Consider the following 22,881-nt stretch of genomic DNA (forward strand, 5'->3'; position numbering starts at 1 on the left):
TGACAGAGTATGTACCGCCATTTTTCTGGCGATCGGCGTCGCTATTCTGCTGTGCGGCGTCCTGCAAATAGCGCAATAGCCAGGAGGCATGATGAAAAGATACCGACTGGACAAAGTGTTTCTGCAAGTCCTCACCATTGCGGTCATCATTATTTTGCTGACTATTTTTATTCGCTGATAACTACAAAGGCCGGAAAATCACACTTTTTTCCTTTATCCGCAGTCTGAAGCGCCTGGTCACAGGACCAGGCGCATGGTTGTTATTACCGGGAGACGATACGGTTAACGCGCCAGCCGGCGGTGTTGAGTCAGCCAGCGCTGATAAGTCGCATCATCAATAAATATCCCTTTGCCCCTGACGCTGATAACGCCGTAATTGATGCGCAGGTGGAATAAAATATCCCGCCATTCATGAAACTTACAGTGACAGTTATTTCTGACATCTTCGGATGTTGTTCTGCCGTGGGCCTGCACGAAACGATAGGCCGCCTGACAGGACTGCTGAAAAGCGTCCATCATTCCTTCCTCTGTTATTGAGTGGGTAAAGCGGGGTCGGTCCCGGTCAATAATAGCCCAGCAATTTCCACCACAGCATACCGACAATAAAGGTCAGCGCGACGTTAAAGGTCACCACGCACAGGTTAATTTTGTAGAACGTCGGGCGGTTGAAATACCCCTGGCCGAAATAGATAGGACCGGGTCCGCCACCGTATTCCGTGTTACCCCACATCAGGTTGCTGAAAATACCGAAACAGATAGCCACCATCATGGGCGGCGCGCCGGCGGCAATCGCCGTGGCGGCAAACGGCGCATACAGCGCGGCGACATGCCCGGAGGCGGTGGCAAACAGATAGTGGACGTAGATATACAGCAGCCCAAGGATAATGAAGGCCTGCATGGCGCCGAACCCCTGAATACTGCTGCCCAACTGTTCGGTCATCCACTTAATAAAGCCCAGCTCTCCAAGGCCGCTGGCCAGGCTGATGATCACGCTGAACCAGATAACCGTATCCCAGGCCGCGTGATCGTTAAGCAGCGCTTTCCAGTCCACGGCCCGCGAGGCGAACAGGTAAGCCGCCAGTCCCAGTCCTACCGCGGTGGCGGACAGACCGGTTACCAGGCTGGTGCCCCAGCCGATAAGCGCCAGCACAAAACCCACAGCGACTTTCTTCTCTGCGCTGCTCATCGCGCCGAGCGCGAGCAGAGAACGCTGGCCCATCTCTTTGGCTTCCGGTGTGCGTTTCAGCTCCGGGTTGATGATTTTATAAACCAGCAGCGGCATAAGCAGAAAGCACACCATGGCGGGAACGACCGCGGCGACAAACCAGCCGCCCCAGGTGATTTCCACCCCAAGAGTCGATTTCGCCAGGCTGCCTACCAGCGGGTTGGCGGCCATCCCGGTAAGGAAGATAGCCCCGGTGATTGGCGTAAACTGGAAGCAGACCATGGTCAGGAAGTTGCCAATGCGCTTGCCGGTTTCACCCGGCGCCGAACCCAGCACATCATTAATTGAACGGGCGATCGGGAAGATAATGCCGCCGGAACGCGCCGTCACCGACGGCATCGCCGGCGCCATGATCAGGTCGGAAACCCCCAGCGAATAGGCAATCCCCAGACTACTACCGCCGAACAGCGACAACATCTTATAGGCGATACGCTTACCCAGTCCGGAAGTAACAAACCCCAGCGAAAGCACGTAGGCGCAGAAAATCAGCCATACCGTTCCGCTGGCGAACCCGGACAGCGCTCTGGCTTCCGGTAATGTTTTAGTGAAAATCACCACGCACAGCGAAATCAGCATTACCGCCCCCGAAGGGAGCGGCTGCGTGAGGATGGCGGCGATGGTGGCGGCGAAAATGGCAAACATATGCCAGGCCTGTGGAGTTAACCCTTCCGGTACTGGTGAGAACCAGATAATGACGCCCACTAACAGCGGAATCGCAAAAGCGACAATGGTTTTTCCCCTGGATGATGTAGATGACATGATCATCTCCTCATGCTGATGGGTGATTAACCCGGGTTATTGGCGTCCGGCGGATTTCGCCAGCACCTGGTCTACCATCTGCGGCGCCATGCCCAGATAGTTGGCCGGATCGGTCAGGCGCTCAATGAGCTGCGGATCGAGGCGGCTGGAGACCCCGGGCATGGCGTTAAGGACATCCGCCAGCCGACCGCCCTGCTCATTGACCACGCGGCAGGCGTCATACACCACGTCGTGCGCATCCTGGCGGCCAATATACGGCGCCAGCCCCATCATGACGGCTTCCGCGACAATCAGCCCCTTCGTCATATCAAGGTTTCGCGCCATCGCCTGCTCGTCGACAATCAGTCCGCTGAGCATGAACTTTGCCTGATGCAGCGCGCCGGCGGTCAGCACAAAGCTTTCCGGGATGGCGATCCACTCGGCGTGCCAGGGGCCGGTAGCGCGCTCCAGATCCTGAATCATGGCGTCGAGCATCAGGCCGGCCTGCTGCCGTACCCCTTTCGCGCAGGCCAGCATCAGTTCGCTGGAGATCGGATTGCGCTTCTGGGGCATGGTGCTGCTGGCGCCGCGTCCTTTGACGAAGGGTTCGTAAAGCTCGGCGAACTCGTTGGCGGCGAGCAGCATTACGTCATAGGCGATTTTGCCCAGTGAGCCGGTGATAACGCCCAGCAGGTTGACCGCTTCGGCGAAACCGTCGCGCGCCACGTGCCAGGTGGAGACCGGGACGCCGAGGCCGAGCTCTTCCATCATCGCTCTCTGCACGTCGAGCCCTTTATCGCCAAGGGAGGCCAGCGTGCCCGCCGCGCCGGCGAATTCCCCGACCAGCACCCGTGGGCGCGCCTGCTCGAGGCGTTCGGCGTGGCGATCGAACATATCCAGCCAGATAGCGGCCTTATAGCCAAAGGTGATCGGCAGCGCCTGCTGCAGGTGGGTGCGGCCAGCCATCGGCGTATCGCGGTAGCGCAGGGCCAGACCGGCGAGAATTTTGCGCAGTTCGCGAATGTCCGCCTCGACGATGTCAAAGGCGTCGCGGATTTGCAGCACCACGGCGGTATCCATAATGTCCTGGGTGGTGGCTCCCCAGTGGACATAACCGCCGGAAGCGCCGGCCTGTTTAGAAATCTGATGAACCAGCGGCAGGATCGGGTAGCCGACGATTTCGGTTTCGTGGCGCAGCAGGTCGAAATCCAGGGTATCGGCATTACATTTGGCGGCAATCTCATCCGCCGCTTCCTGCGGGATCACGCCGCAGCGCGCCTCGGCTTTCGCCAGCGCGACCTCGACTTCCACATACTTACGGATAAGCTCGTAGTCATCAAAGATGGCGCGCATTTGCGGCGTGCCGAAAGAGTCCCGGAACAGGACGGAATCAATAACGGTGGAAGCCATAAAACCCCCTTGGTGGGTTGGATTAGTGATAGACTGCCGGTCAGTCGGTGCTGCGGCTTTCGGCATACTGAGAATTTAATGTCTGGACATTTATTAAATGTCCGGTCATTTATAATGTCCGGACATTTTATAATGACCGTACATTTTGAAGGGAAGAGTTGATTGCTGCTTTTGTGATTACGATCGGTAATTTTTTGAAGAAAATGGCGATGAAAGAGTCTTTGTACCAGCGTATTGCCCGTGAACTGGCGGCGGATATTGCCTCCGGCAAGTATCCTGTCGGATCACTGTTTCCTACTGAAAAAGAGCTTTGCGAAGCTTACCAGGTCAGCCGTCATACGGTGCGTGAAGCGCTGCGCAGCCTCACAGAGCAGGGGCTGATTTCCCGGCGCAAAGGGGCCGGGACTCATGTCACCGATGGCTCAGGCGAGAATGCGCAGGACCATCCGCTGGCCTATCTGGAGGATTTGCTGGTGCTGGCACGCCATAATCCGCGGGTGGTCAAGAAGGTGGACGAGATCGTGGCGGATATCGAACTGGCCCAGTTGATGGGGTGCCCGCCGGGCTCCCGCTGGCTGCATATCGCCAGTATTCGTGAAGATAGCCAGAAGCAGGGGGCGCCGATTTGCTGGACCGATAGCTACGCCAGCCCGGCCTACAGTAAATTGCGCCAACTGGTGCGCCGCGATCCCCATGCCCTGATCAGCGATCTGATCGAGGAGCACTACGGTATTAAGAGCACAGAGGTGCACCAGAGTATTACCGCGGTTGGCGTGCCGGCCAGGATGGCGAAGGTATTGGGGGTGGAGCCGGATTCTCCGGCGCTGCGCATCGTGCGCCGCTATATCGATCGGCACGGCGAAACCTTTGAAACCACCATTTCGGTCCACCCCGCCGGGCGTTATACCTGCTCCATTGTGCTCAAGCATCTCACTGCCGACGACTGAGCCGGTTCACGCCGCGCGCCGGGTTGCCCTGGCGCGTTCGCTGGCCAGCAGCGCGGCGATAAACAGTAGCGCGAAGACCAGCACCACCGTCGGGGCCGGCGCGCTGTCGAGCCAGAAGGCAATCCAGATCCCGCCGCAGATGGCGATGACGGATGCCAGCGCGGCGACCGCCATCATCATGGCGAAAGTGCGGGTGACCAGAAAGGCGATCGCCCCCGGGGCAATCAACAGCGCCACTGCCAGAATGATCCCCACCGCTTTCAGGGCCGCGACAATCGCCAGCGCCAGCAGAGCCAGCAGACCATAATGCAGCCATTTCACCGCCAGCCCGACCGCCCGCGCCTGGACCGGGTCGAAGGCGTGCAGCAGTAAATCCCGCCATTTCACCAGCAGTACCGCCAGCGTCAGGGCGGCGATGAATGCCGTCCCGATAATGTCCTGGCGACCAATACCCAGCATATCGCCGAACAGAATGTGGTCGAGATGTACGTCCGGCTGAACGTAGACATACAGCACCAGCCCGGCGCCGAACATGCCGGAAAACAGAATCCCCATGGCGGTATCCTGGCGTATCCGGCTGTTATCTTTGAGAAACCCGCTGCCAAGGGCGCACAGCATACCGGCGACGAAGGTTCCGATGGCATACGGCAGGCCGACTATCCAGGCGATGACCACGCCGGGGAAAACCGCGTGACTCATCGCGTCGCCCATCAGCGCCCAGCCTTTCAGCACCATAAAGCAGGAGAGCAGGGCCGTCGGAATGGCGATCAGCAGACAAATCACCAGCGCGTTAATCATAAAGTCAAACTGTAGCGGAGCCAGCAGTACGGCGATCATCCGGCGTTCTCCTGTGTCAGACGGCGGGCGCGGCGGCGGTTGCCGATCAGGCCATGGCGCGGGGCGAACAGAAACGCCAGCATAAAAATCAGCGTTTGCAGCGTAACGATGATCCCGCCAGTGGCGCCGTCCAGGTAATAACTGAGCCACGCGCCGCAGAAACTGCTCAGGCTGCCCAGCAGTACGGCGATGGCGATCAGTCGCGGAAAGCGGTCGGTAAACAACCAGGCGGTGGCGCCCGGCGTGACCACCATGCAGATCACCAGAAACGCGCCGACGGTTTGCATGGCGGCGACGGTAGAGACCGACAACAGGGTGAAGAACAGAACTTTCAGCCATAGCGTATTCAGGCCGATGGCCCGGGCGTGTTGTTCATCAAAAAACGTGACCAGTAGATCTTTCCATTTCACCAGCAGAATGGCGAGGCTGATAAAGCCGATCAGCGCCAGTTGCACAATGTCCGCCGGCGCGATGGCCAGAATATTGCCCAGCACAATCGACTGAATATTGACCGACATGGGATTCAGGGAGGCCATAAACAGCCCGAGGGCGAAAAAGGTGGAGAAAATCAGGCCGATAATCACATCTTCCCGCAGCCGGGTACGCTGATTGAGTAACAACATACCGCCCGCCGCCAGTACGCCGGAAAAAAACGCCCCTACCGAGAACGGCAGCCCCAGCAGCCAGGCGCCCGCCACGCCGGGTACAATGGAATGAGACAGCGCATCGCCGATCAGCGACCAGCCTTTGAGCATCAGGTAGCAGGAGAGAAACGCGCACACGCCGCCAACCAGGGCGGAGACCCACATGGCATTCACCATGTACTGATAAGTGAAGGGCTCAAGTAATAACGTCAGCATGGCGCGTCAACCGTGTCGGGCCAGCGGCGGCGCAAGCGGGTCGCCGTCCGCTATACCGCTGGCGGCCAGCAGATGGCGGGCCACGCCGCCGAAGGCTTCGCGCAGCCTGGCGGCAGTGAAGGTCTGCGCCGTCGGGCCGCAGGCGAGAACCGTACCGTTGACCAGCAGCGTATGGTCGCAGAAACCCGGCACCATCGCCAGGTTGTGGGTGGCAACCAGTATGCTGCGGCCTTCATCGCGCAGGTGTTGCAACAGGGTGACGATCAGCTCTTCGGTGTTGACGTCCACGCCGGTGAAGGGTTCGTCGAGCAGTAACAGGCGGCTATTCTGGGCCAGCGCCCGGGCGAGAAACACGCGCTTTTTCTGGCCGCCGGACAGTTCGCCAATTTGCCGGCGGCGCAGGGCCGCCATATCCACCCGCTCCAGCGCCTGCTGTACCGCCTGTTTGTCCGCCGCCGTGGGGATGCGCAGCATCCCCATATGGCCGTAGCGCCCCATCATCACGACGTCCTCCACCAGCACCGGGAAATTCCAGTCCACCTCTTCGGACTGCGGCACATAGCTTACCAGGTTGTTGCGCAGCGCGACGCTGACCGGTAAACCGAGCAGCGATACCTCGCCATCGCCGGGACGCTCCAGCCCCATAATGGCTTTAAACAGGGTCGATTTCCCGGCGCCGTTGACCCCCAGTAGCGCGGTAATGCTCCCCTGGGGGAGTGAAAAGCTGGCGTCGCGCAGGGCGGTGTGGCCGTTGCGATAAGTGACGCTGACGTTACGCATCGTGACGCCGCTGGCCCGGGGATCCGCCGGCGGGCAGGGACGAAGACGGCTAAACAGGCTCACGGCGTCTCTCCGGCGCTGAGACCTTTCACCACGGTATCGGCGGTAATACGCAGCAGATCCAGGTAGGTTGGCACCGGGCCATCCGCGGTGCTCAGGGAGTCAACGTAAAGTACGCCGCCGTAGCGGGCGCCGGTCTCCCGGGCAACCTGACGGGCCGGTTTATCTGACACGGTGCTTTCGCTGAAGATAGCCGGAATATGGTGCTGCCTGATCGCATCCACCACTTTACGCACCTGTTGTGGCGTACCCTGCTGATCGGCATTAATCGGCCACAGATACAACTCGCGCAGACCAAAGTCCCGGGCCAGGTAGGAGAAGGCACCCTCGCTGGTGACCAGCCAGCGGTGGTCTGCCGGCAGGGTATCCAGGCGGGCGCGAATCGGTTCAATAGCGGCAGTGATTTTTTGTTTATACGCCGCGGCGTTGGCCCGGTAGACGGCAGCATTGGCGGGATCGTATTTCACCAGCGCATCGCGGATATTATCGACATAGATAAGCGCGTTGGCCGGCGACATCCAGGCGTGGGGGTTAGGCTTACCTTCGTAGGGCCCTTCATGGATCCCCAGCGCAGTGATGCCGTCAGAGACCACCACTTCCGGCACGCCTTTCAGGTGCTGATAGAACTTCGCAAACCACAACTCAAGGTTTAACCCGTTGGAGAGGATTAACTGCGCGTCCTGGGCGCGGCGGATATCCCCGGGGGTGGGCTGGTATTCATGAATTTCGGCGCCCGGTTTGGTGATTGAACTGACCCGGGCGGCGTCGCCGGCGACATGGCGCGCCATATCGGCAATCACCGTGAAGGTGGTGATTACCCGGAATTTTTGCTGGGCGGCAGTGGAAAAACTGACCAGGGCACAGCCCATGGCGAGCATCAAGGCGCAGGTACGCCAGAAGGTGCGGTAGCGAGCGTTCATCGTGTCCCCTGAAGTGAAATGATCGGCGTCATCTTCGACAAATATAGCAACTGCTATAAAACATAGCTTATGCTATATAAATTCGCAAATGAAAATCATTATCAATAAAGTCTATGGCTGGACCGCATCGGGGACTGAATCGGGATAAAGGGAATGGATGGCGTGAAAAGCGCGCGTCAGTCTGACCCGACGCGCGCCTGGGGAGAGAAATTACCAGCTCATTTCGCCGGTATTCACTTTAGCGCTCAGCTCCAGCGAACTCTCTTCCGCCAGTTCTGGCCAGGCGTCCTGCATGGCGCGGATCACGCCAGCGGAGTCCTGATACCGGGACAGCGCCCGGGCGAAGGATTGCAGATAGTCACGGGTAAAAATGATCGCTCGATCGCCGGCGGGCCGTGCGCCGAGGTAGTGGCCGGGGATCACCTGCTGCGGATGCAGACCGATCATCTCCTGCAACACGTCGCGCCACTGGTCGCGGCTGGCGGCGCTTTGGGTATCGGCGGTCCAGACGTGGATCCCCGAAGAGATAGCGGTACCGCCGAGAATCGTTTTAATCGACGGGATCCAGACATAGGCGGCATAGCTGTCCGGGTGGCGCAATTCCAGCGTTTCGCCATCAATCCGCAGCCGGGTTTCCGCCAGCGCCTGCGGTACATACAGCCGCTGCGGCGCGCCATCTTTCATCTGCGGACCCCAGAACGCCAGTTTGGTGTCTTTGGTGGCGTTGATATGGTCGACGACCCGCCGGCTGGCCACCACCGGTACGTTGGGGAAGGCGTTAACGATCGGTTCGATACCAAAGTAAAAATCCGGGTCGCCGGAGGTGATGACGATCCGCGTCAGGGTCTTCCCGCTGCGGCGGATCATTTCCACCAGTTTTTCGCCGTCGCGGACGCTGAACTGGGCGTCGAACAGGATGGCCTCGCGCGGGCCGCTGACCAGCGTCGAGGAGACGGCGAACAGGCCCTTGTCCTGTGGGTTATAGACTTCGGTACTCAGCGGCGCGGCGAGCAGCGCCGGGCTGAACAGCGCGCAGAGCAGGAGAATCAGATAGCGTTTCATGGCAGGCCTTTATCAGTATGCAGGTGATGAGTCACGCCTATTGTACGGAAATTGTTATTTGTAAGAATTCCTGAAACAAGAGATGCTGAGTTTCATTAATCGGGCAGATAGGGAGCGGAAGTATGGATCGCGTTATGGCGGCGCAGGTGTATAACCGGATTTGCGAGCTGGGCAGCCTGAGCGCCGCTGCCCGTTCGCTGGGCATGTCGCGGCCCATGGTGAGCCGCTATCTGGAACAAATGGAAAAGTGGGCCGGGGCGCGCCTGCTGCACCGCTCCTCGCGACGCCTGACCCTGACCCCCGCCGGGGAGCAGATTCTGCAAAAGAGCCTCCGCCTCGCCCGGCTGTCGGAAGAGATCGCCGGCCAGCAGGATAACGCCACGCCGTCCGGGGTATTGCGGGTAGCCTGCGCCCATCTGACCGCTCAGCAAGTGATTGGGCCGATGCTGCCGGCGTTTCTGGCCCGCTACCCGGCGCTGCGGGTGGAGCTGGAGGTGAGCAGCCAGCCGGTTAGCCTGGTGGGCGAGCGTATTGATGTGGCGGTGCGCATTACCGATAACCCGGAGCCAGGGGCGATTGCCCGCCGCCTTGGCGAGTGCCGCTCGGTGCTGTGCGCCGCGCCGGCGTACCTCGAACAGCGCGGCGCGCCGCGCGAGGTAGCGCAACTGGCGGACCATAACTGCCTGTATTACAGCCAGTTTGCCGGCCGGACGTGGCATTTTGTGACTGCGCAGGGGGAGGCGCTCTCCGTGGCGGTCTCCGGCAACCTCAGCGCCAGCATCTCATCAGTGTTGCGCGATGCGGCGCTGGCCGGCTGCGGTATCGCCATGGTGCCGGAAATGGAGGCCGCGTCCTGGCTGGCCAGCGGGGCGCTGGTGCGGGTACTGGAGACGGCGATGCCGCGATCGCTGGGGATTTACGGACTGTATCTGACCCGTGACTACCAGCCTCCCGCCCGGCGCCTGTTTCTCGACGCCCTGCAGGCGCAACTGGACGAAGGGTAATGCCGGACATTGGCAGAAGTCAGACAAACTCTGTCACACAAAGGCGCACTTTATGGTGAATTCCTGATAATCTTGCCAGCACAGGAGAATTTTTAATCTGCATGGCCGTCCGGGCGGCGATTCCGCCGATCCGTTGGGCGGCGGCGTGCAGCGCTGAAATATCAGGAGCCGGTTATTCATGACCACCACCATACCCGAACATCCCTCCCTTCTGCCGCTACAGGGCGGCATTAATTTCCGCGATATGGGCGGCAACCTCGCCGCAGATGGCCGGCGGGTGCGGCCGGGAAAACTGCTGCGCTCCGGCGCGCTCGATCATCTCACCGACGGGGATCTGTCTCATCTGGGGAATATTCCGCTGCGCTATATTCTTGATTACCGCGATCCCGATGAGGTCAACCGTCACCCCGATCGGCTCAGCCCCGGAGCGCATTATGTTAACGCGCCGGCCAACCCGCTGAGCCGGGAGGTGAATGCCCGGGTGGTGGAGTTTTCCGCCGCAAGTCTCGAATCTCTTGACGGCGAAGCGTGGATGCTGGAGCTGTATCGCCAGCTGCCGTTCAATAACCCGGCGTATCATCAACTGGCGGCATGGCTGAAGACGCCGTTTGACGGCGCGCTGGTGCAGCACTGCGCGGTGGGGAAAGATCGCACCGGCGTGGGCTGCGCGCTGGCGCTGTTCACCCTTGGCTGCGATAAAAACACGGTGATGGAAGACTACCTGCTGACCGACGGGATGCTCACGAAAGTCCATCAGGTGGTGCTGGGCATGTGCGGTGACGCGCTGACCGATAACGGACATCGCCAGTTGAACAGCCTGCTGGCGGTACGTGAATCGTATCTCGGTACGGCGCTTGGCGCCATTAAGGAACGCTACGGGGATGTCGATACCTGGATGGCGCGGGAATATGGTCTGACCCCCGAGGTGCGTGCCCGTATTCAGGATACGTTGCTGGCGTAGGGGCCGACGGTCCTGCCCGTTGCCGGGCAGGACATGTCACGACGCTCAGAGCGCGGTCTGGTCGAATTCGAGGCGTTCGCCGTCCGGGCCGCGAATCAGCAGAAAGCTGACGCTGCTCCACGGCGAGGATTCGCGTACCGGTCCTTCGTCCAGCGGGTAACCGAGCTCCTCGAGCCGGGCGGCGACGGCCGCCAGATCGTCCACTTCCAGCGCGATATGGTCTATACCGCAGCGCGGTGTATCAAAGCGCGTTCCCTGTGGCAACTGATACAGCTCCAGCACCACGCCGGCCAGTTCGATAAACGCTACCTCTATCTGCCCGCCCGGCGACGGTTTGGCGAAGCGGGTTTTGAGAGAGAAACCCAGCGGGCGATAAAAATTCAGCGAGCGTTCAAGGTCGCTGACCTGATAGCCGATATGGGCCAGTTGTTTGATATGACTTCGCATCTTATACCCCCTTGCGTACGCACCAGAAACCGTAAAAGGCGACATACACGAAGCACAGCAGCGGGGCGATAAACGCAATTTGCATATTGCCGCCATTCATGTCGGAGATAATCCCCATCACCAGCGGAATGACCGCGCCGCCGATAATCGACATCACCACTATCGAGCCAGCGGTCTGGGTATCTTTGCCCATCCCTTTAATGACCAGACCGAAGTTGGTCGGCCAGCACGGCGCCATGCAGAAACTCACCAGGATCAGCGCGTAGACCGCCAGCATTGAACTGCTGAAGACGGCAATCAGCAATAGCAGGGTCGCGACCGAGGCGAACAGGCCCAGCAGCAGAGCCGGATTCAGGCGGTTCATCAGCCAGGTGGCAATGGTTTTACCAATGGCGTAAATGACCAGCGAGGCCAGCAGCCAGTAGGTGGCTGAATGTTCGCTGGTGCCGTGCTGCACCAACTGGACAAAGCGAATGGTAAAGCTCCAGACCCCAACCTGAGCGCCGACGTACAGGAACTGCGACAATACGCCAAGGCGAAAGCGCGGCATGGCGAACAGACGTTTCAGCGCGCCGCCCATCCCTTCGGTTGTTGCCTGCTGTTGCGGCTGTTCCCCTTTGCAGGACGGGAATTTCACCAACAGAAATACCAGCGCCAGTACCACCAGCACCGAACCGATAATCAGATACGGCCCGACCACCTGACTGACCATTTGGTGGCGCGCCGCTTCAGCGGCGGCGGCGGGCATTGCCAGCAGCGCTTCATGACTGGGATCGTCCTTGCCGAATACCATGATCTGGCCGATCAGCACCCCGGAGATCACCCCCAGTGAATTAAAGATCTGCGAAAAGTTAATGCGCTGGGTGGAGCTGTCAATCGGTCCCAGCAGGCTGGAGTAGGTATTGGCCGAGGTTTCGAGGAACGAAAGCCCGCAGGCGATCACCCCCAGGCAGGCGAGAAACGCGCTGTAGGTCATGATCTGCGCCGCGGGGACAAACAGGAAACAGCCAAAAGCGTACAGACACAGGCCGGTGACGATCGCCACTTTATAGGAGTAGCGCTTGATCAATGCCGCGGCGGGCAGGGCGACAAAGAAGTAGCCGAGGAAGAAGATTGACTGCACCAGCGCCGTTTGGGTGTCGGTGAGATCGAATCCTTTTTTGAACTGGGCAATCAAAATGTCATTCAGGTTGCCGGCCATTCCCCATAGCGCGAACAGGCAGCACACCAGCAGAAACTGCAGCCAGGGCGTATAAGAGAGGTAAGCGCTGGTATCCAGCTTTTCATTATGGGCTTTATGGGCTTTTTCGCCCACTTTTTCGTCAATCAGAGTACTCATGTTCTATCCCCATTGTTGGTTTTTATTCTGGTCAAGCGCTATGCCATGGCCGGATCGGATGGGACACAGGCCAGACGTTCCAGCGCTTCCTGGTAATCGGGCAGTGCGGAAGCGCCGCGTTTTTCTACGCTAACGGCGGCATAGGCGGCGGCGAAATGCGCGGCCTGGTGGAGCGTTTCTCCACAGGCCAGACGCGCCGCCAGCGCGCCGTTAAAGGCATCCCCGGCCCCGGTGGTATCGCAGGGCTGAGAGGGATAACTGGGTATCAGGGAGTGCTGCCCGGCTTCACTGAGCAGGGCGCCATGGGCGCCGAGCGTGATAATCACCCGTCTGACGCCTCTGGCATGAAGCCGCTGCGCGGCCTGTTGCGCGCTGGCCGCGTCCTGTACCCGGCAGCCGGTCAGGAGCCAGGCTTCGGTGGCATTTGGGGTCAGCAAATCGACGCTGGCCAGCAGCGCGTCGTCGACCGGTTGATACGGGGCCGGATTGAGCACCACAAATGCGCCGTGCTGGCGGGCGGCGGTAATGACTTGCTCAATAGCGGACAGGTTATTTTCCAGCTGTACCAGCATGACGTCGGCACAGCTGATGGCCGGAATACAGCGGGCGATTTCGTCATCGCTGACCGTCATGTTGGCGCCTGGATCGACGGCAATCATGTTCTCCGCTTCATTGCCGGCAACATAGATAAGCGCGTTGCCGGTCGGTGCCCGATCGGTGGTGAGCAGCGTTACGGCGTTAAAACCGACCGATTTCAAATGGCGGCGGGCGAACTGGCCGAAAGTGTCTTCGCCAATTTTGCCTATGTAGTGCACGTTAGCGCCTGCCTTCAGCGCGGCGGTGGCCTGATTGGCCCCTTTGCCGCCGGCGCTGTTCATACTGCCCGCGGCTACCAGGGATTCTCCGGGCACCGGAAAGCGATCGACCCGGGCGACCATGTCGAAATTAAATGAGCCGAACACGCAAACTTTACCTGGCATGATGTCAGTCTCCTCAGGCATGAGCCGGGGTCAGGGCGTCGTGGATTTCGCGGGTCATATGCTGCCACGCCTGCTCCAGAGGCATATCCGGACGGAACAGACCGCTGCTGCCCATGATCAGTACCTGAGCGCCGGCGTTGAGGAGCGCCTGGTAGGTATGGCGATTACAGGCGCCATCGACCTCAATCAGGAAATTGAGCTGTCTGCGCTGCTTCAGTTGCCGCAACCGGGCGATTTTCTCCACCATTTCAGGGATAAAGGGCTGTCCGGCATAGCCCGGATCTACCGTCATCACGGTGACTTTATCAAGCAGATGCAGATAGTGTTCCAGCGCGGATACTGGCGTCGCCGGGTTAAGGACCACGCCCGGTTTTTTACCCGCCTCGCGGATGGTGTGAATCACGCGAAACGCCTCCCGGCTGATGGTTTCGGCGTGCAGCGACAAAGAGTCGGCGCCGGCCTTGATAAAGGTATCGATAAAGGCCGCCGGCTCTTCCACCATCAGATGTACGTCAACAGGCAGCGTCGTGAAGGGACGAATCTGCGCCACAAAACTGGCGGACAGCGCCAGGTTTTTAACATAGTGACCGTCCATCACATCCACGTGCAGCATATTGGCCTTGCTGTCCAGGAAACGTAGCTGTTCTGCCAGTTTCATCATGTCCATACACATCAGTGACGGGGAAATGTAGTAATTCATAACGCCTCTCTCTGCGGATAATTGGCTGATTTCAGGCAAAGTCCGGCCTCACCGGTGGCCCGGCGGGGCGACAATGCGCGCTATCCCGTCTTTCGGACGGGGCACTCAGGCGTTAAATACCTCGACGTTGTGCCAGGTCATCTCTTTCTCCAGCAGGGGATCGTTGAACGGTTCGGCGATCAGGATATCCAGTTCCCCCAGCCCGCTTATCCGGGCAACGCCAGGATGGCCAAACTTACTGGCGTCTAACAGGGCAACCACCTGCCGCGCGGCGATCATCATCTCTCTGAGCAGCGAGGCATGGGCTTCGCTGCCGGCGTACAGACCGCTGTCCCGCTCCAGCCCCTGGCAGGAGAAAAACAGCCTGTCTACCTGATACGCCTGCAGCATTCGGGCGGTCGCTTCGCCGAAAAACGACTCTTCAGCGGCGGAAAACTCGCCGCCCAGCCCGACCAGGCGCAGCGAACGGCGGCTGATCAGCGTCTGCAAAATACTCACTGAGGGCGTAATGACCGTCAGCTCCATCTCCGGCAACTGCCGGGCGACAAACCAACTGGTAGTGCTGCCGTCCAGCAGGATGCTGTCCCCGGGCTGCAATAAGCGCAGCGCCCGGCGGGCGATGCGGGCTTTGGCCTCACAGTTCAACTGCGTGCGCTGGCGAAAGCTACCCCGGGCATCCGCCGCCGGCATGGCTGGCGGGGGGAGCGCCGTGACAGGCAGCGCATTTGCCGCCAGCAGCGCGCCGCCGTGGCTACGACTCAGAGCACCTTTGCGCTGCAGATCGCTCAGGTCGCGGCGTATCGTCTCGCGGGATACACCGGTCGCCGCGGCGATGTCGTTAACCCGCATCACGCCGCTCTGACCCAGCAACTGGAGAATTAAACGATGACGTTCCAGCGGTAACATGTTGTCTCTCCTGAAGTGCGTTATCAGCCTACGGCTTCCCCCAGGCGCTGACTGCGACTCTGACGTGGTACGCCGTAGGCGGAGTTTTGCGCCCAAAAAATTGAGGGACGGCTCGCAGTTTTCCGCCCCGGGGAGGGTTTTTTTTATCTCCCGGGCTTTAAATCGGTCAAAAACAAAAATAAATGGAAGTAAATGCAACTGTGTATTTCTGCCCGTTTTTAACCGTTTACGCCCGCTCAACCCGGGGGTGCTTACCTCTGTCGCCATTTAATTAAAAACAAATGAAAATAAAAAAATGTCTGTTTGATCACGTTATTTTCATTTGATGCGTTTTTAAATGATTAAATCGTGTTTATTGATGTTAATTGAAAATAGTTGAAAACAAGTGAACAGGACAATGCCATGAATGAGACCACCCGACGTTTTGCGCGCCTGATTGATTTGAGCGCTGTACAGGCCACCAGCTCACAGGAGGATGTTCAGGCCTGCGCCGCGCTGGCGAGCCGCTACAACATTATTTCAGTGCACGTACTGCCGTGCTGGACGCGTTTTCTGAGTACGCTGCTGCCGCAACAGGGACGTGGCGAGGTGATGATCGGCGGGCCGGTGGGGTTTCCCGGCGGCGGTCATGCCACCGATATCAAGGTCCAGGAGGTGCGCCAGTTGATCGCTGACGGCGCCCGGGAGGTGGACATGGTGGTGAATATCGGCAAAGTGTTGTCCGGCGACTACGACTATGTACGTGAAGATCTGCGCCGGGTGGTGGAGGCCGCTGCGCCAGTCCCCGCGAAAGTGATCCTGGAAACCCACTATCTCAATGAACAACAGATTCGTCGGGTCTGTGATATTGCGGTTGAGGTGGGCATGAAATGGGTGAAAACCTCCACTGGCTGGGCGCCCACCGGCGCGACGCCGGAAAAAGTTCGCATTATTGCCGACCAGTTGCAGGGGCGTATCGATATCAAAGGCGCCGGCGGTATTCGCGATCTGGCGACCGTACGCGAGCTGTATCGTCTGGGCGTCAGGCGTTTTGGGATGAGCCTTAATGCGGTAACCCAGGTACTGGCGCAGCTGGAACAGGATCCGAGTCTTTTCCCGGAACTGAACGCTAACTAATATCGCCGGCGGCGGGCCTGGCTGCTCGCCGCTCCGTGACGGGAGGGAAGGATGAAAGACAGGATCTTAACCATTGATGTCGGGACCGGCAGCACCCGGGCGGCCATTTTGCGTCCGGATGGCGAAATGGTCGGCTTCGCCCAGCGGGAATATGATCAGGTTACGCCGCAGGCTGGCTGGTCGGAACAATCGCCGTCTTTGTGGTGGCACAGCGCCTGCGCGTGTATTCAGGATGTACTACAGCGCTTTGCCGACGAACGTGAACGCATTGCTGCTATCGGCGTATGCGGTCAGATGCACGGTACGGTACTGCTGGATGCTGACGGAGAGCTGGTGGAGGATATCTCCCTGCTGTGGAACGACAAGCGCAGCCAGCCCCAGGTGGAAGCGTTCGTCGCCCGCGAGGGGCTGGAAAAGTGGCTGGCGCACCTTAACAATCCTCCTGCTGCCGCGTGGCCGGCCTTTAAACTGGCGTGGTGGCGGGAAAACCGTCCGCAGAGCTGGCCCCGGGTGGCGATGGTGCTGATGCCGAAAGATTATATTAACTACCGGCTAACTGGCGTATACGCCACGGATTACAGCGAAGCCTCCTGTTATTTCCTGATGGACAGCGAATCCCGCCAGTGGTCGGCGCAGGCGCTGGCGCTGTTTGGGCTACGCCGCGATCAACTACCGGATTTGCGGCTTTCCAGCGATATCATTGGCGAGATAACACCCCAGGCAGCGGCGCTGACCGGGCTGCCGGCGGGGATTCCCGTGGTGGCGGGGACTTCCGATATGGCGGCGACCCTGCTGGGGTCCGGCGTTTTTGAACCCGGAACCGCTTCAGATTCCACCGGAACATCGACGCTGCTGACCGTTGTGGCGCGTCAGCCGCTGCTGCATCCGCGCGTAAATAATTTGCACCTCGCCAATCCCTGCTGGGGCGGTTTTACAATTCTGGATGCCGGTGGTGATGCGGTTCGCTGGGCGCGGCTGGCGCTGAGCGAAAACCAAATTTCCCATGGCGAGTTGCTGAAGGCGGCGGCGTCAGTGCCCGCCGGGGCGGAGGGGCTACTGTTTTTGCCGTATCTGACCGGCGAACGTCTTGGCGATCACACCAACTCCCGGGCGCAATTTTTTGGCCTGCAGCGTAAGCATCGACGCGGGCATCTGTTCCGGGCGGTGCTGGAAGGCGTGGCGTTTGCCTCCTGGCGCAATCTGCGACAACTGCGGGAATGCGGTCAGCAGCCAGAGCAGATGATCGCCTCCGGCGGCGGCGCCCGGGGTTCGCTCTGGCTGCAGATCAAGGCGGCAGCCTATGGTTTGCCGATTTTACGGACCCGCAACCAGGAGAATGGCACCACAGGATGCGCTATTATCGCCGGTGTGGGGGTGGGGATGTATCAGGATTTCGCCAGCGGCGTGCGTCAGACAGTCCAGTTCGATAGCCCGATACTGCCCGATCCCCGGCTTCAGGCGTATTATATGGCCTGCTGCGAGGTGTTTGATACGCTCTATCAGCAGGCCGCGCCGCTTTACAATCGGCTGGATGCACTGAGCGCAGGGCCGGTTGATGGAGATTAATCCCCAGGCGTTGCCGGCAATGCGCAGCGCTGCGGCGGATGGCAACAGGAGAGGCAGAATGTTTGCACAAGAGCGTCAGGAAAAGTTGCTGAGCATCCTCAGGGAGCAGCGCAAAGTCACGGTCTCCAGGATGTGTGAGATTTTTAACGTCTCGGGGGCGACTATCCGCGCCGATTTGCGCCAGCTTGAAGACGCCGGAATGCTGACCCGCACCCATGGCGGGGCGATGTTGCGCACCCGGGCCAGCTTTGAGCTGGCGTCCGACGATCGCGAGGTGGTGAACCTGAGCGCCAAAGAGTGCCTCGGTCAGCGGGCCGCCCGGCTGGTAGAGGACGGCGATATTATCGTTCTGGATACCGGCACCACCACGCTGCATATTGCCCGCCATATTCGCGATCGGAAAAACGTGACGGTGGTGACTAATGACTACCAGATAGCCCGGGAGCTGGAGTCCTGTCCGTCGATTCAGACCATTTTGCTGGGGGGGATCGTCAAGAAGGGCTATCACTGCGTGGTGGCGATTAATGGGCGCTCAATTCTCGACACCCTGAATGTCGATAAGGCATTTATGGGGGTCAACGCGCTGTCCCCAAAACAGGGGGCCTGTGTGGCGGATATCATGCTGGCGGAGACCAAACGCGGGATGGTGGAACACGCCAGTCAACTGATTGTGGTATGCGATCACAGTAAGCTGAACAATACGTCGTTGGCCCAGTTCGCCAGCGCTGAACGTATTGGTACGCTGGTTATCGATCGGCTGCCGGAAAATGCCCAGGAGTATCGCGATCTCGGCATTCACCTTATCTCTCTGGACGACGAGGCGCTGGACTGAGAGGGCGGGAACCAGGATGGTGCCAGCAATCAGGCCTGGCGGGCGACGTTTTTGGCCCGGGAAGCGCCTGTCGTAAGATAAATCCAGGGAAATTTATCGCCGGGTAAATACTCGTTATACCTCTGATTGCAGGTGCGCTGGTCGCACCTGTTCCGCCCGCCGTTTCGTTATCTGAACTTCCGGCGTTTCCCCGTTCTGCTATTTTTCCTCACCCTGGTTATTTAGCGTATATATAAATGATGCTGAAAATAGCTTATTGCCATGCGATATTCATCCCCGGAAAGCTGTTTTATAACATGACTTTCACGTTTTTAACTGTGTCGTTTTATAGTCCGTTAACACTATTTTTCTGATGATGACAATCCCGGACGCGTTTTTATTTTCTTACGGTTTTTCTTTACCGTTATTCTCTGGCGCGTGATAAATTTATTTTTTGCATTAGCGAAATTCTCAAGGCTGTTAGTAGCGCGGGTTACGAATTTTCAGGACGCATCATAGCGGCAGGAGGCCGGGATGTCGGGCAATACAGTGAAATCATTTATCTGGCGATTTGTTCTGTTATTTATAATTGGTGCTGGTTATGTATTTGTGATTAACGCCTGCTCCGATTACTTTGCCAGTATTCAGTATCAATTCTCATCGCTGTTTTATCCGGCGGTGATTTTAGTTTTATTTATGTTGCATATGATTATTGCGTGTTTCATGTTGATAAATTATCTATGCAACCGACGATCGGTGTGGCTGCTGGTATTATCGCTCACCTTCCTGAGCTCGGTATTTTATTTGGGGGAGGGGCTGGTCATTGTTGAGCGCTTTTTCATTCGCCAGATATTATTGCCCACGCGTTTTAATGACTTAACGATTTTCTATGTGTTTCGTCAGCTGAGTATCGCCATGATGATGGCGTTCGCCGTCTCACTGGAGGTAGGCAAAAAACGTACGCCGCGGATAAACCGGGAAGGGGTCTGTATCACGGGGATGGTGCTGCTGTGTATTGCGCTGGTGGTGCTGGCGCACATGTTTTCCAGTTATTCCGACCTGCTCTCCCTGTCGCTGGTCGATGACCGGACACAGATGCTGCAGCCGCTGTGGCAGGGCTTTGTCGGCTGGGGGCTGATTGCGCTGTGGGGCGGCGTAACGCTGTACATCAGCTGGCGCACGCGCCTGAAAGACGCCTTCTGGTTCAGTATGGCGATGCTCAGCGTCTCGTATATCGCCGGTCTGTTTCTGCTGGTGACCACGGAGCGCATTGAGTCGCTGGTCTGGTATTTCGCCAGAATAGCCGAAGTGCCGGTCACTTTTGCGGTATTTATCGTCCTGTTGTGTGAGGTGTTTCGCATGTACCAGGACTCGCGGTATAAATATGCCCAGGTTTATGAAAACTCAATTCGCGATCCGCTGACGCGCATTTTTAATCGCGGCTATTTCTACGGCGCATTGAAGGAGACGCTGGACGATGCGCGCCATCAATATCCGGTCAGCGTGATACTGGGCGATATCGACTATTTCAAGCGCATTAACGATCGCTATGGCCATCAGGAAGGCGATAGCGTGATTTGTTTCTGCGCCGCCATGCTGCAGCAATCTTTGCGCCAGCAGGATGTGGTGGCGCGAGTCGGGGGCGAAGAGTTTGCGCTGTTTTTACCCCATACCAGCGCGCAGGAGGCCTGGGCGATTGCCGAGCGCATCCGCCAGCGCATTCAGTCCTGTAGCCATCCCGGCAGTGCGCATCATCTGCCGGAAGAGATCACCATCAGCTTTGGGCTATACACCGCCACGCAGAAGAGTATCAGCGCCGATGATTGCGTGAATCTGGCGGATAAGGCGATGTATCAGGCTAAACAGCAGGGCCGTAACCGGACGGTGATTTACCACGAGCCGGACCCGGCTTCGGCGTGAGCGGGGCCCCGCCGATAACCCTCGCATTGTACGGGCGGCCGCGGTGGCCGCTTTGCCTGCTATCCTCCTTTTCCCGATGAGATTGCATGCGCCGGGAGCGCCAGTCACAGGCCCCGGGCGGCGATGCACAGCGGTTATCCCTGCGCGTTATCGGTATTCTGTCATTGCCGATAATCCTGCTGATGGTAATGTACCTGCCGATAAACTTCATCGGCCAGCGACGACTCGCGTCAGGCGCTGGCACAGACAAGTATTACAATGATGATGAGCGGAGAGAAATATGCGTGAATTTTTACTGACCGCGGCGCGTGAAGCGCTGCTGCTGGAATTGCAGGAAGCCAGCCAGTTGCCGGAACGGCTGGGGGATGCCTTTGTCACCGCCGCCAGCGCGCTGCTCAATTGCCAGGGGAAGGTGATTGTCTCTGGCATCGGTAAATCGGGACATATCGGCAAAAAAATCGCCGCGACGCTGGCCAGCACCGGGACGCCGGCCTTTTTCGTCCACCCCGCCGAAGCGCTGCATGGCGATCTGGGGATGGTGGAAAGCCGCGATGTGATGCTGTTTATCTCTTATTCCGGCAGTGCCAAAGAACTGGACTATATTCTGCCGCGCCTGGAAGAGCGCGGCGTGATACTGATTGCCATGACCGGCAAGGCGCATTCGCCGCTCGGCCAGGCGGCGCGGGCGATTATCGATATTTCGGTATCCCGGGAGGCCTGCCCGATGCACCTGGCGCCGACCTCCAGCACCGTCAATACCCTGATGATGGGCGACGCGCTGGCGATGGCGGTGATGCAGGCGCGCGGCTTCAGCGAAGAGGATTTCGCCCGTTCGCACCCGGCCGGGGCGCTGGGGGCGCGTCTGCTCAATAATGTGCACCACCTGATGCGTACGGGGGAGCAGATCCCGCGGGTCGCCAGCGGCTGCCGGGTGATGGAGGCAATGCTGGAACTCAGTCGTACCGGGCTGGGAATGGTGGCGATTTGTGATGAGGCGTCGCGGGTGTGCGGGGTCTTTACCGATGGCGACCTGCGGCGCTGGATGGTCGGCGGCGGCACGCTGGAAGCCCCGGTAACGGAAGCGATGACTCCAGGCGGCCACGTGCTACAGGCCCAAAGTCGGGCGATTGACGCCAAAGAGAAACTAATGAAACAGCGGATCAATGCCGCTCCGGTAGTGGACGAACGCGGGACTCTGGTGGGGGCGATTAACCTGCAGGATCTCTACCAGGCGGGGATCCTTTAACCTGACGACGGCGCGTTTCCCGCCCGGAGGCGGGAAGGCGCTCAGGAGACATCGGCCACCGAGGCGCGGGTCACCAGTCGGCCGGTAATCGGGCGGTTTTCCTGTAGTCGCGCCGGGCGCGCCTCGATCAACGCTTTGACGCGCTGCAGACACTGCTCCAGCAGCGCTTCCGCCGGGTAGGAGATACAGGTCAGCGGCGGGTAGAGCAGTGCGGCAAGCGCCGAGTCTTCCAGGCTGAGCAGCGATACCTCCTGGGGGACCGCGATATTGAACTCGCGCATCAGGCGCATGGCTTCCGCGGCGTGGCGATCGCGCTTGACGATAATCGCCGAATATTTGGTAAAGCTGTTGATCAGCGCCAGCAGCGCCTGCTCAACATCATTACCGGCGCTAATCAGCAACTGGCGGTTGAGGGGCAGCGAAAAATTCTGTAGCACGGTGCGGTAGCCTTCCACCATCTGCTGGCTGGCGGCATCGCCGTCGCTGTCAATCAGCAGCGCAATATGGCGGTGCCCTTTACCAAGCAGGTAGCGGCAGGCGCTTTCAGTGGCAAAGGCGTAGTCGTAGCCGCCGCTGCCGTGCAGCGTCCCGGCGTCAAACGGGATAACATTCTCCGCCGCCGCTTCCAGCTCCGCCAGTCCGGCGACCACCACCGCGGCGCACTGATGGCGCAGTTCATCGACCCGCGCCGCCAGTTCGTCGGCATCGTCAGCGTACTGTACCAGTAGCGATTTCCCCAGCCCCTGCAGCCCGCGGGCCAGCGACGGCAATAGCGAGGCCGGATAGCGCGTTTCGTCTGCCGGTAGCACAATGCCGACATAGCCAGAGGTCTGGCTGGCCAGATTCTGCGCCGCAAAATTCGGGCGATAGTTGAGCTGTTCCACCGCGCGCAGCACAGCTTCCCGGCTCTCTTCACGTACGCCGCGCGTGCCGGTCAGCACCCGGGAGACGGTCGCTTTCGACACATTGGCGAGTCTGGAAACATCATCAATTGTTGGCATAGGGGCGTCTGCGTTGCGTATTTCCCGTCATGATAGCAGCATCGC

23 protein-coding genes are annotated in these 22,881 nt (G+C 59.2%); 9 read left to right on the top strand and 14 right to left on the bottom strand.

Annotated elements, in window-relative coordinates; genetic code table 11:
- Positions 1-88: 88 nt before the first annotated feature.
- Positions 89-178, top strand: coding sequence for a magnesium transporter protection protein MgtU (gene mgtU / locus AQ981_RS28420; RefSeq protein ID WP_275935297.1), 90 nt, complete (start codon positions 89-91; stop codon positions 176-178).
- A gap of 104 nt (positions 179-282) precedes the next feature.
- Here mgtU and AQ981_RS09270 read toward each other — a convergent pair whose 3' ends face one another.
- From AQ981_RS09270 to AQ981_RS09280, 3 genes are read right to left on the bottom strand one after another with little or no spacing between them, the layout of a single operon-like run.
- Positions 283-519 (bottom strand): hypothetical protein, encoded by a 237-nt coding sequence (locus tag AQ981_RS09270; protein WP_154675927.1) that lies wholly within the window; start codon positions 517-519, stop codon positions 283-285.
- Positions 520-562: 43 nt separating this feature from the next.
- Complete coding sequence (locus tag AQ981_RS09275) at positions 563-1,984, bottom strand: DASS family sodium-coupled anion symporter (RefSeq protein WP_058911464.1); 1,422 nt, start codon at positions 1,982-1,984, stop codon at positions 563-565.
- Positions 1,985-2,020: 36 nt separating this feature from the next.
- Positions 2,021-3,373 (bottom strand): class-II fumarase/aspartase family protein, encoded by a 1,353-nt coding sequence (locus tag AQ981_RS09280; RefSeq protein WP_058911465.1) that lies wholly within the window; start codon positions 3,371-3,373, stop codon positions 2,021-2,023.
- Between the two features lie 209 nt (positions 3,374-3,582).
- Between AQ981_RS09280 and AQ981_RS09285 the strand changes: the two genes are divergently transcribed.
- A complete protein-coding gene (locus tag AQ981_RS09285; protein ID WP_058911641.1) occupies positions 3,583-4,320 on the top strand; it encodes a GntR family transcriptional regulator in 738 nt (245 codons plus the stop codon).
- Between the two features lie 6 nt (positions 4,321-4,326).
- Here the strand turns inward: AQ981_RS09285 and AQ981_RS09290 are convergent, their stop codons facing one another.
- The 5 genes from AQ981_RS09290 to AQ981_RS09310 all read right to left on the bottom strand — a co-directional run bounded on the left by AQ981_RS09290 (position 4,327) and on the right by AQ981_RS09310 (position 8,839).
- Positions 4,327-5,157 carry a metal ABC transporter permease gene (locus tag AQ981_RS09290; RefSeq protein WP_058911466.1) on the bottom strand — a complete coding sequence of 277 codons (831 nt, stop codon included), beginning with the start codon at positions 5,155-5,157 and terminating at the stop codon, positions 4,327-4,329.
- A complete protein-coding gene (locus AQ981_RS09295; RefSeq protein ID WP_420809750.1) occupies positions 5,154-6,017 on the bottom strand; it encodes a metal ABC transporter permease in 864 nt (287 codons plus the stop codon). The genes AQ981_RS09290 and AQ981_RS09295 overlap by 4 nt, the downstream gene beginning before the upstream one ends.
- A 6-nt stretch (positions 6,018-6,023) precedes the next feature.
- Positions 6,024-6,860, bottom strand: a complete 837-nt coding sequence (locus AQ981_RS09300; RefSeq protein ID WP_058911467.1) for a manganese/iron ABC transporter ATP-binding protein — start codon at positions 6,858-6,860, stop codon at positions 6,024-6,026.
- Positions 6,857-7,735: a metal ABC transporter substrate-binding protein gene (locus AQ981_RS09305; protein WP_121500640.1), complete on the bottom strand. Its 879-nt coding sequence runs from the start codon at positions 7,733-7,735 to the stop codon at positions 6,857-6,859. The genes AQ981_RS09300 and AQ981_RS09305 overlap by 4 nt, the downstream gene beginning before the upstream one ends.
- Before the next feature lie 252 nt (positions 7,736-7,987).
- On the bottom strand, positions 7,988-8,839 hold the full coding sequence (locus AQ981_RS09310; protein WP_058911469.1) for a Vmh family MBL fold metallo-hydrolase: 852 nt from the start codon (positions 8,837-8,839) through the stop codon (positions 7,988-7,990).
- Positions 8,840-8,961: 122 nt separating this feature from the next.
- On the opposite strand from AQ981_RS09310, the gene AQ981_RS09315 reads away from it, so the two are divergent.
- Positions 8,962-9,843 carry a LysR family transcriptional regulator gene (locus tag AQ981_RS09315; RefSeq protein ID WP_058911470.1) on the top strand — a complete coding sequence of 294 codons (882 nt, stop codon included), beginning with the start codon at positions 8,962-8,964 and terminating at the stop codon, positions 9,841-9,843.
- 178 nt (positions 9,844-10,021) lie between these two features.
- The gene (locus AQ981_RS09320; protein WP_058911471.1) at positions 10,022-10,804 is read left to right on the top strand and encodes a tyrosine-protein phosphatase; all 783 of its coding nucleotides are present in this window, start codon (positions 10,022-10,024) and stop codon (positions 10,802-10,804) included.
- 45 nt (positions 10,805-10,849) lie between these two features.
- Here AQ981_RS09320 and AQ981_RS09325 read toward each other — a convergent pair whose 3' ends face one another.
- The 5 genes from AQ981_RS09325 to AQ981_RS09345 form a co-directional block, all read right to left on the bottom strand.
- Complete coding sequence (locus tag AQ981_RS09325) at positions 10,850-11,251, bottom strand: VOC family protein (RefSeq protein ID WP_058911472.1); 402 nt, start codon at positions 11,249-11,251, stop codon at positions 10,850-10,852.
- A gap of 1 nt (position 11,252) precedes the next feature.
- Positions 11,253-12,590 (bottom strand): L-fucose:H+ symporter permease, encoded by a 1,338-nt coding sequence (gene fucP / locus AQ981_RS09330; RefSeq protein WP_058911473.1) that lies wholly within the window; start codon positions 12,588-12,590, stop codon positions 11,253-11,255.
- A gap of 38 nt (positions 12,591-12,628) precedes the next feature.
- Positions 12,629-13,570, bottom strand: a complete 942-nt coding sequence (locus tag AQ981_RS09335; protein WP_058911474.1) for a ribokinase — start codon at positions 13,568-13,570, stop codon at positions 12,629-12,631.
- A gap of 13 nt (positions 13,571-13,583) precedes the next feature.
- Entirely contained in the window at positions 13,584-14,270 is a 687-nt protein-coding gene (gene alsE / locus AQ981_RS09340; RefSeq protein WP_058911475.1) for a D-allulose 6-phosphate 3-epimerase, read from the bottom strand.
- Positions 14,271-14,375: 105 nt separating this feature from the next.
- The gene (locus AQ981_RS09345; RefSeq protein ID WP_058911476.1) at positions 14,376-15,176 is read right to left on the bottom strand and encodes a DeoR/GlpR family DNA-binding transcription regulator; all 801 of its coding nucleotides are present in this window, start codon (positions 15,174-15,176) and stop codon (positions 14,376-14,378) included.
- Positions 15,177-15,578: 402 nt separating this feature from the next.
- On the opposite strand from AQ981_RS09345, the gene deoC reads away from it, so the two are divergent.
- The 5 genes from deoC (at position 15,579) to gutQ (ending at position 21,835) form a co-directional block, all read left to right on the top strand.
- Entirely contained in the window at positions 15,579-16,292 is a 714-nt protein-coding gene (deoC, locus tag AQ981_RS09350) for a deoxyribose-phosphate aldolase (RefSeq protein WP_058911477.1), read from the top strand.
- Positions 16,293-16,343: 51 nt separating this feature from the next.
- The gene (locus AQ981_RS09355; protein WP_058911478.1) at positions 16,344-17,858 is read left to right on the top strand and encodes a xylulokinase; all 1,515 of its coding nucleotides are present in this window, start codon (positions 16,344-16,346) and stop codon (positions 17,856-17,858) included.
- Positions 17,859-17,916: 58 nt separating this feature from the next.
- Positions 17,917-18,690, top strand: a complete 774-nt coding sequence (locus tag AQ981_RS09360; RefSeq protein ID WP_058911479.1) for a DeoR/GlpR family DNA-binding transcription regulator — start codon at positions 17,917-17,919, stop codon at positions 18,688-18,690.
- A 513-nt stretch (positions 18,691-19,203) separates the two neighbouring features.
- Entirely contained in the window at positions 19,204-20,589 is a 1,386-nt protein-coding gene (locus AQ981_RS09365) for a sensor domain-containing diguanylate cyclase (protein WP_058911480.1), read from the top strand.
- A gap of 280 nt (positions 20,590-20,869) precedes the next feature.
- Positions 20,870-21,835, top strand: coding sequence for an arabinose-5-phosphate isomerase GutQ (gene gutQ, locus AQ981_RS09370; RefSeq protein ID WP_058911481.1), 966 nt, complete (start codon positions 20,870-20,872; stop codon positions 21,833-21,835).
- A gap of 41 nt (positions 21,836-21,876) precedes the next feature.
- On the opposite strand, the gene AQ981_RS09375 is transcribed toward gutQ, so the two are convergent.
- Positions 21,877-22,836, bottom strand: coding sequence for a LacI family DNA-binding transcriptional regulator (locus AQ981_RS09375; protein ID WP_058911482.1), 960 nt, complete (start codon positions 22,834-22,836; stop codon positions 21,877-21,879).
- Between the last annotated feature and the right edge of the window lie 45 nt (positions 22,837-22,881).

Origin of the sequence: Entomohabitans teleogrylli, assembly GCF_001484765.1 — a bacterium.
Taxonomy (GTDB): domain Bacteria; phylum Pseudomonadota; class Gammaproteobacteria; order Enterobacterales; family Enterobacteriaceae; genus Entomohabitans; species Entomohabitans teleogrylli.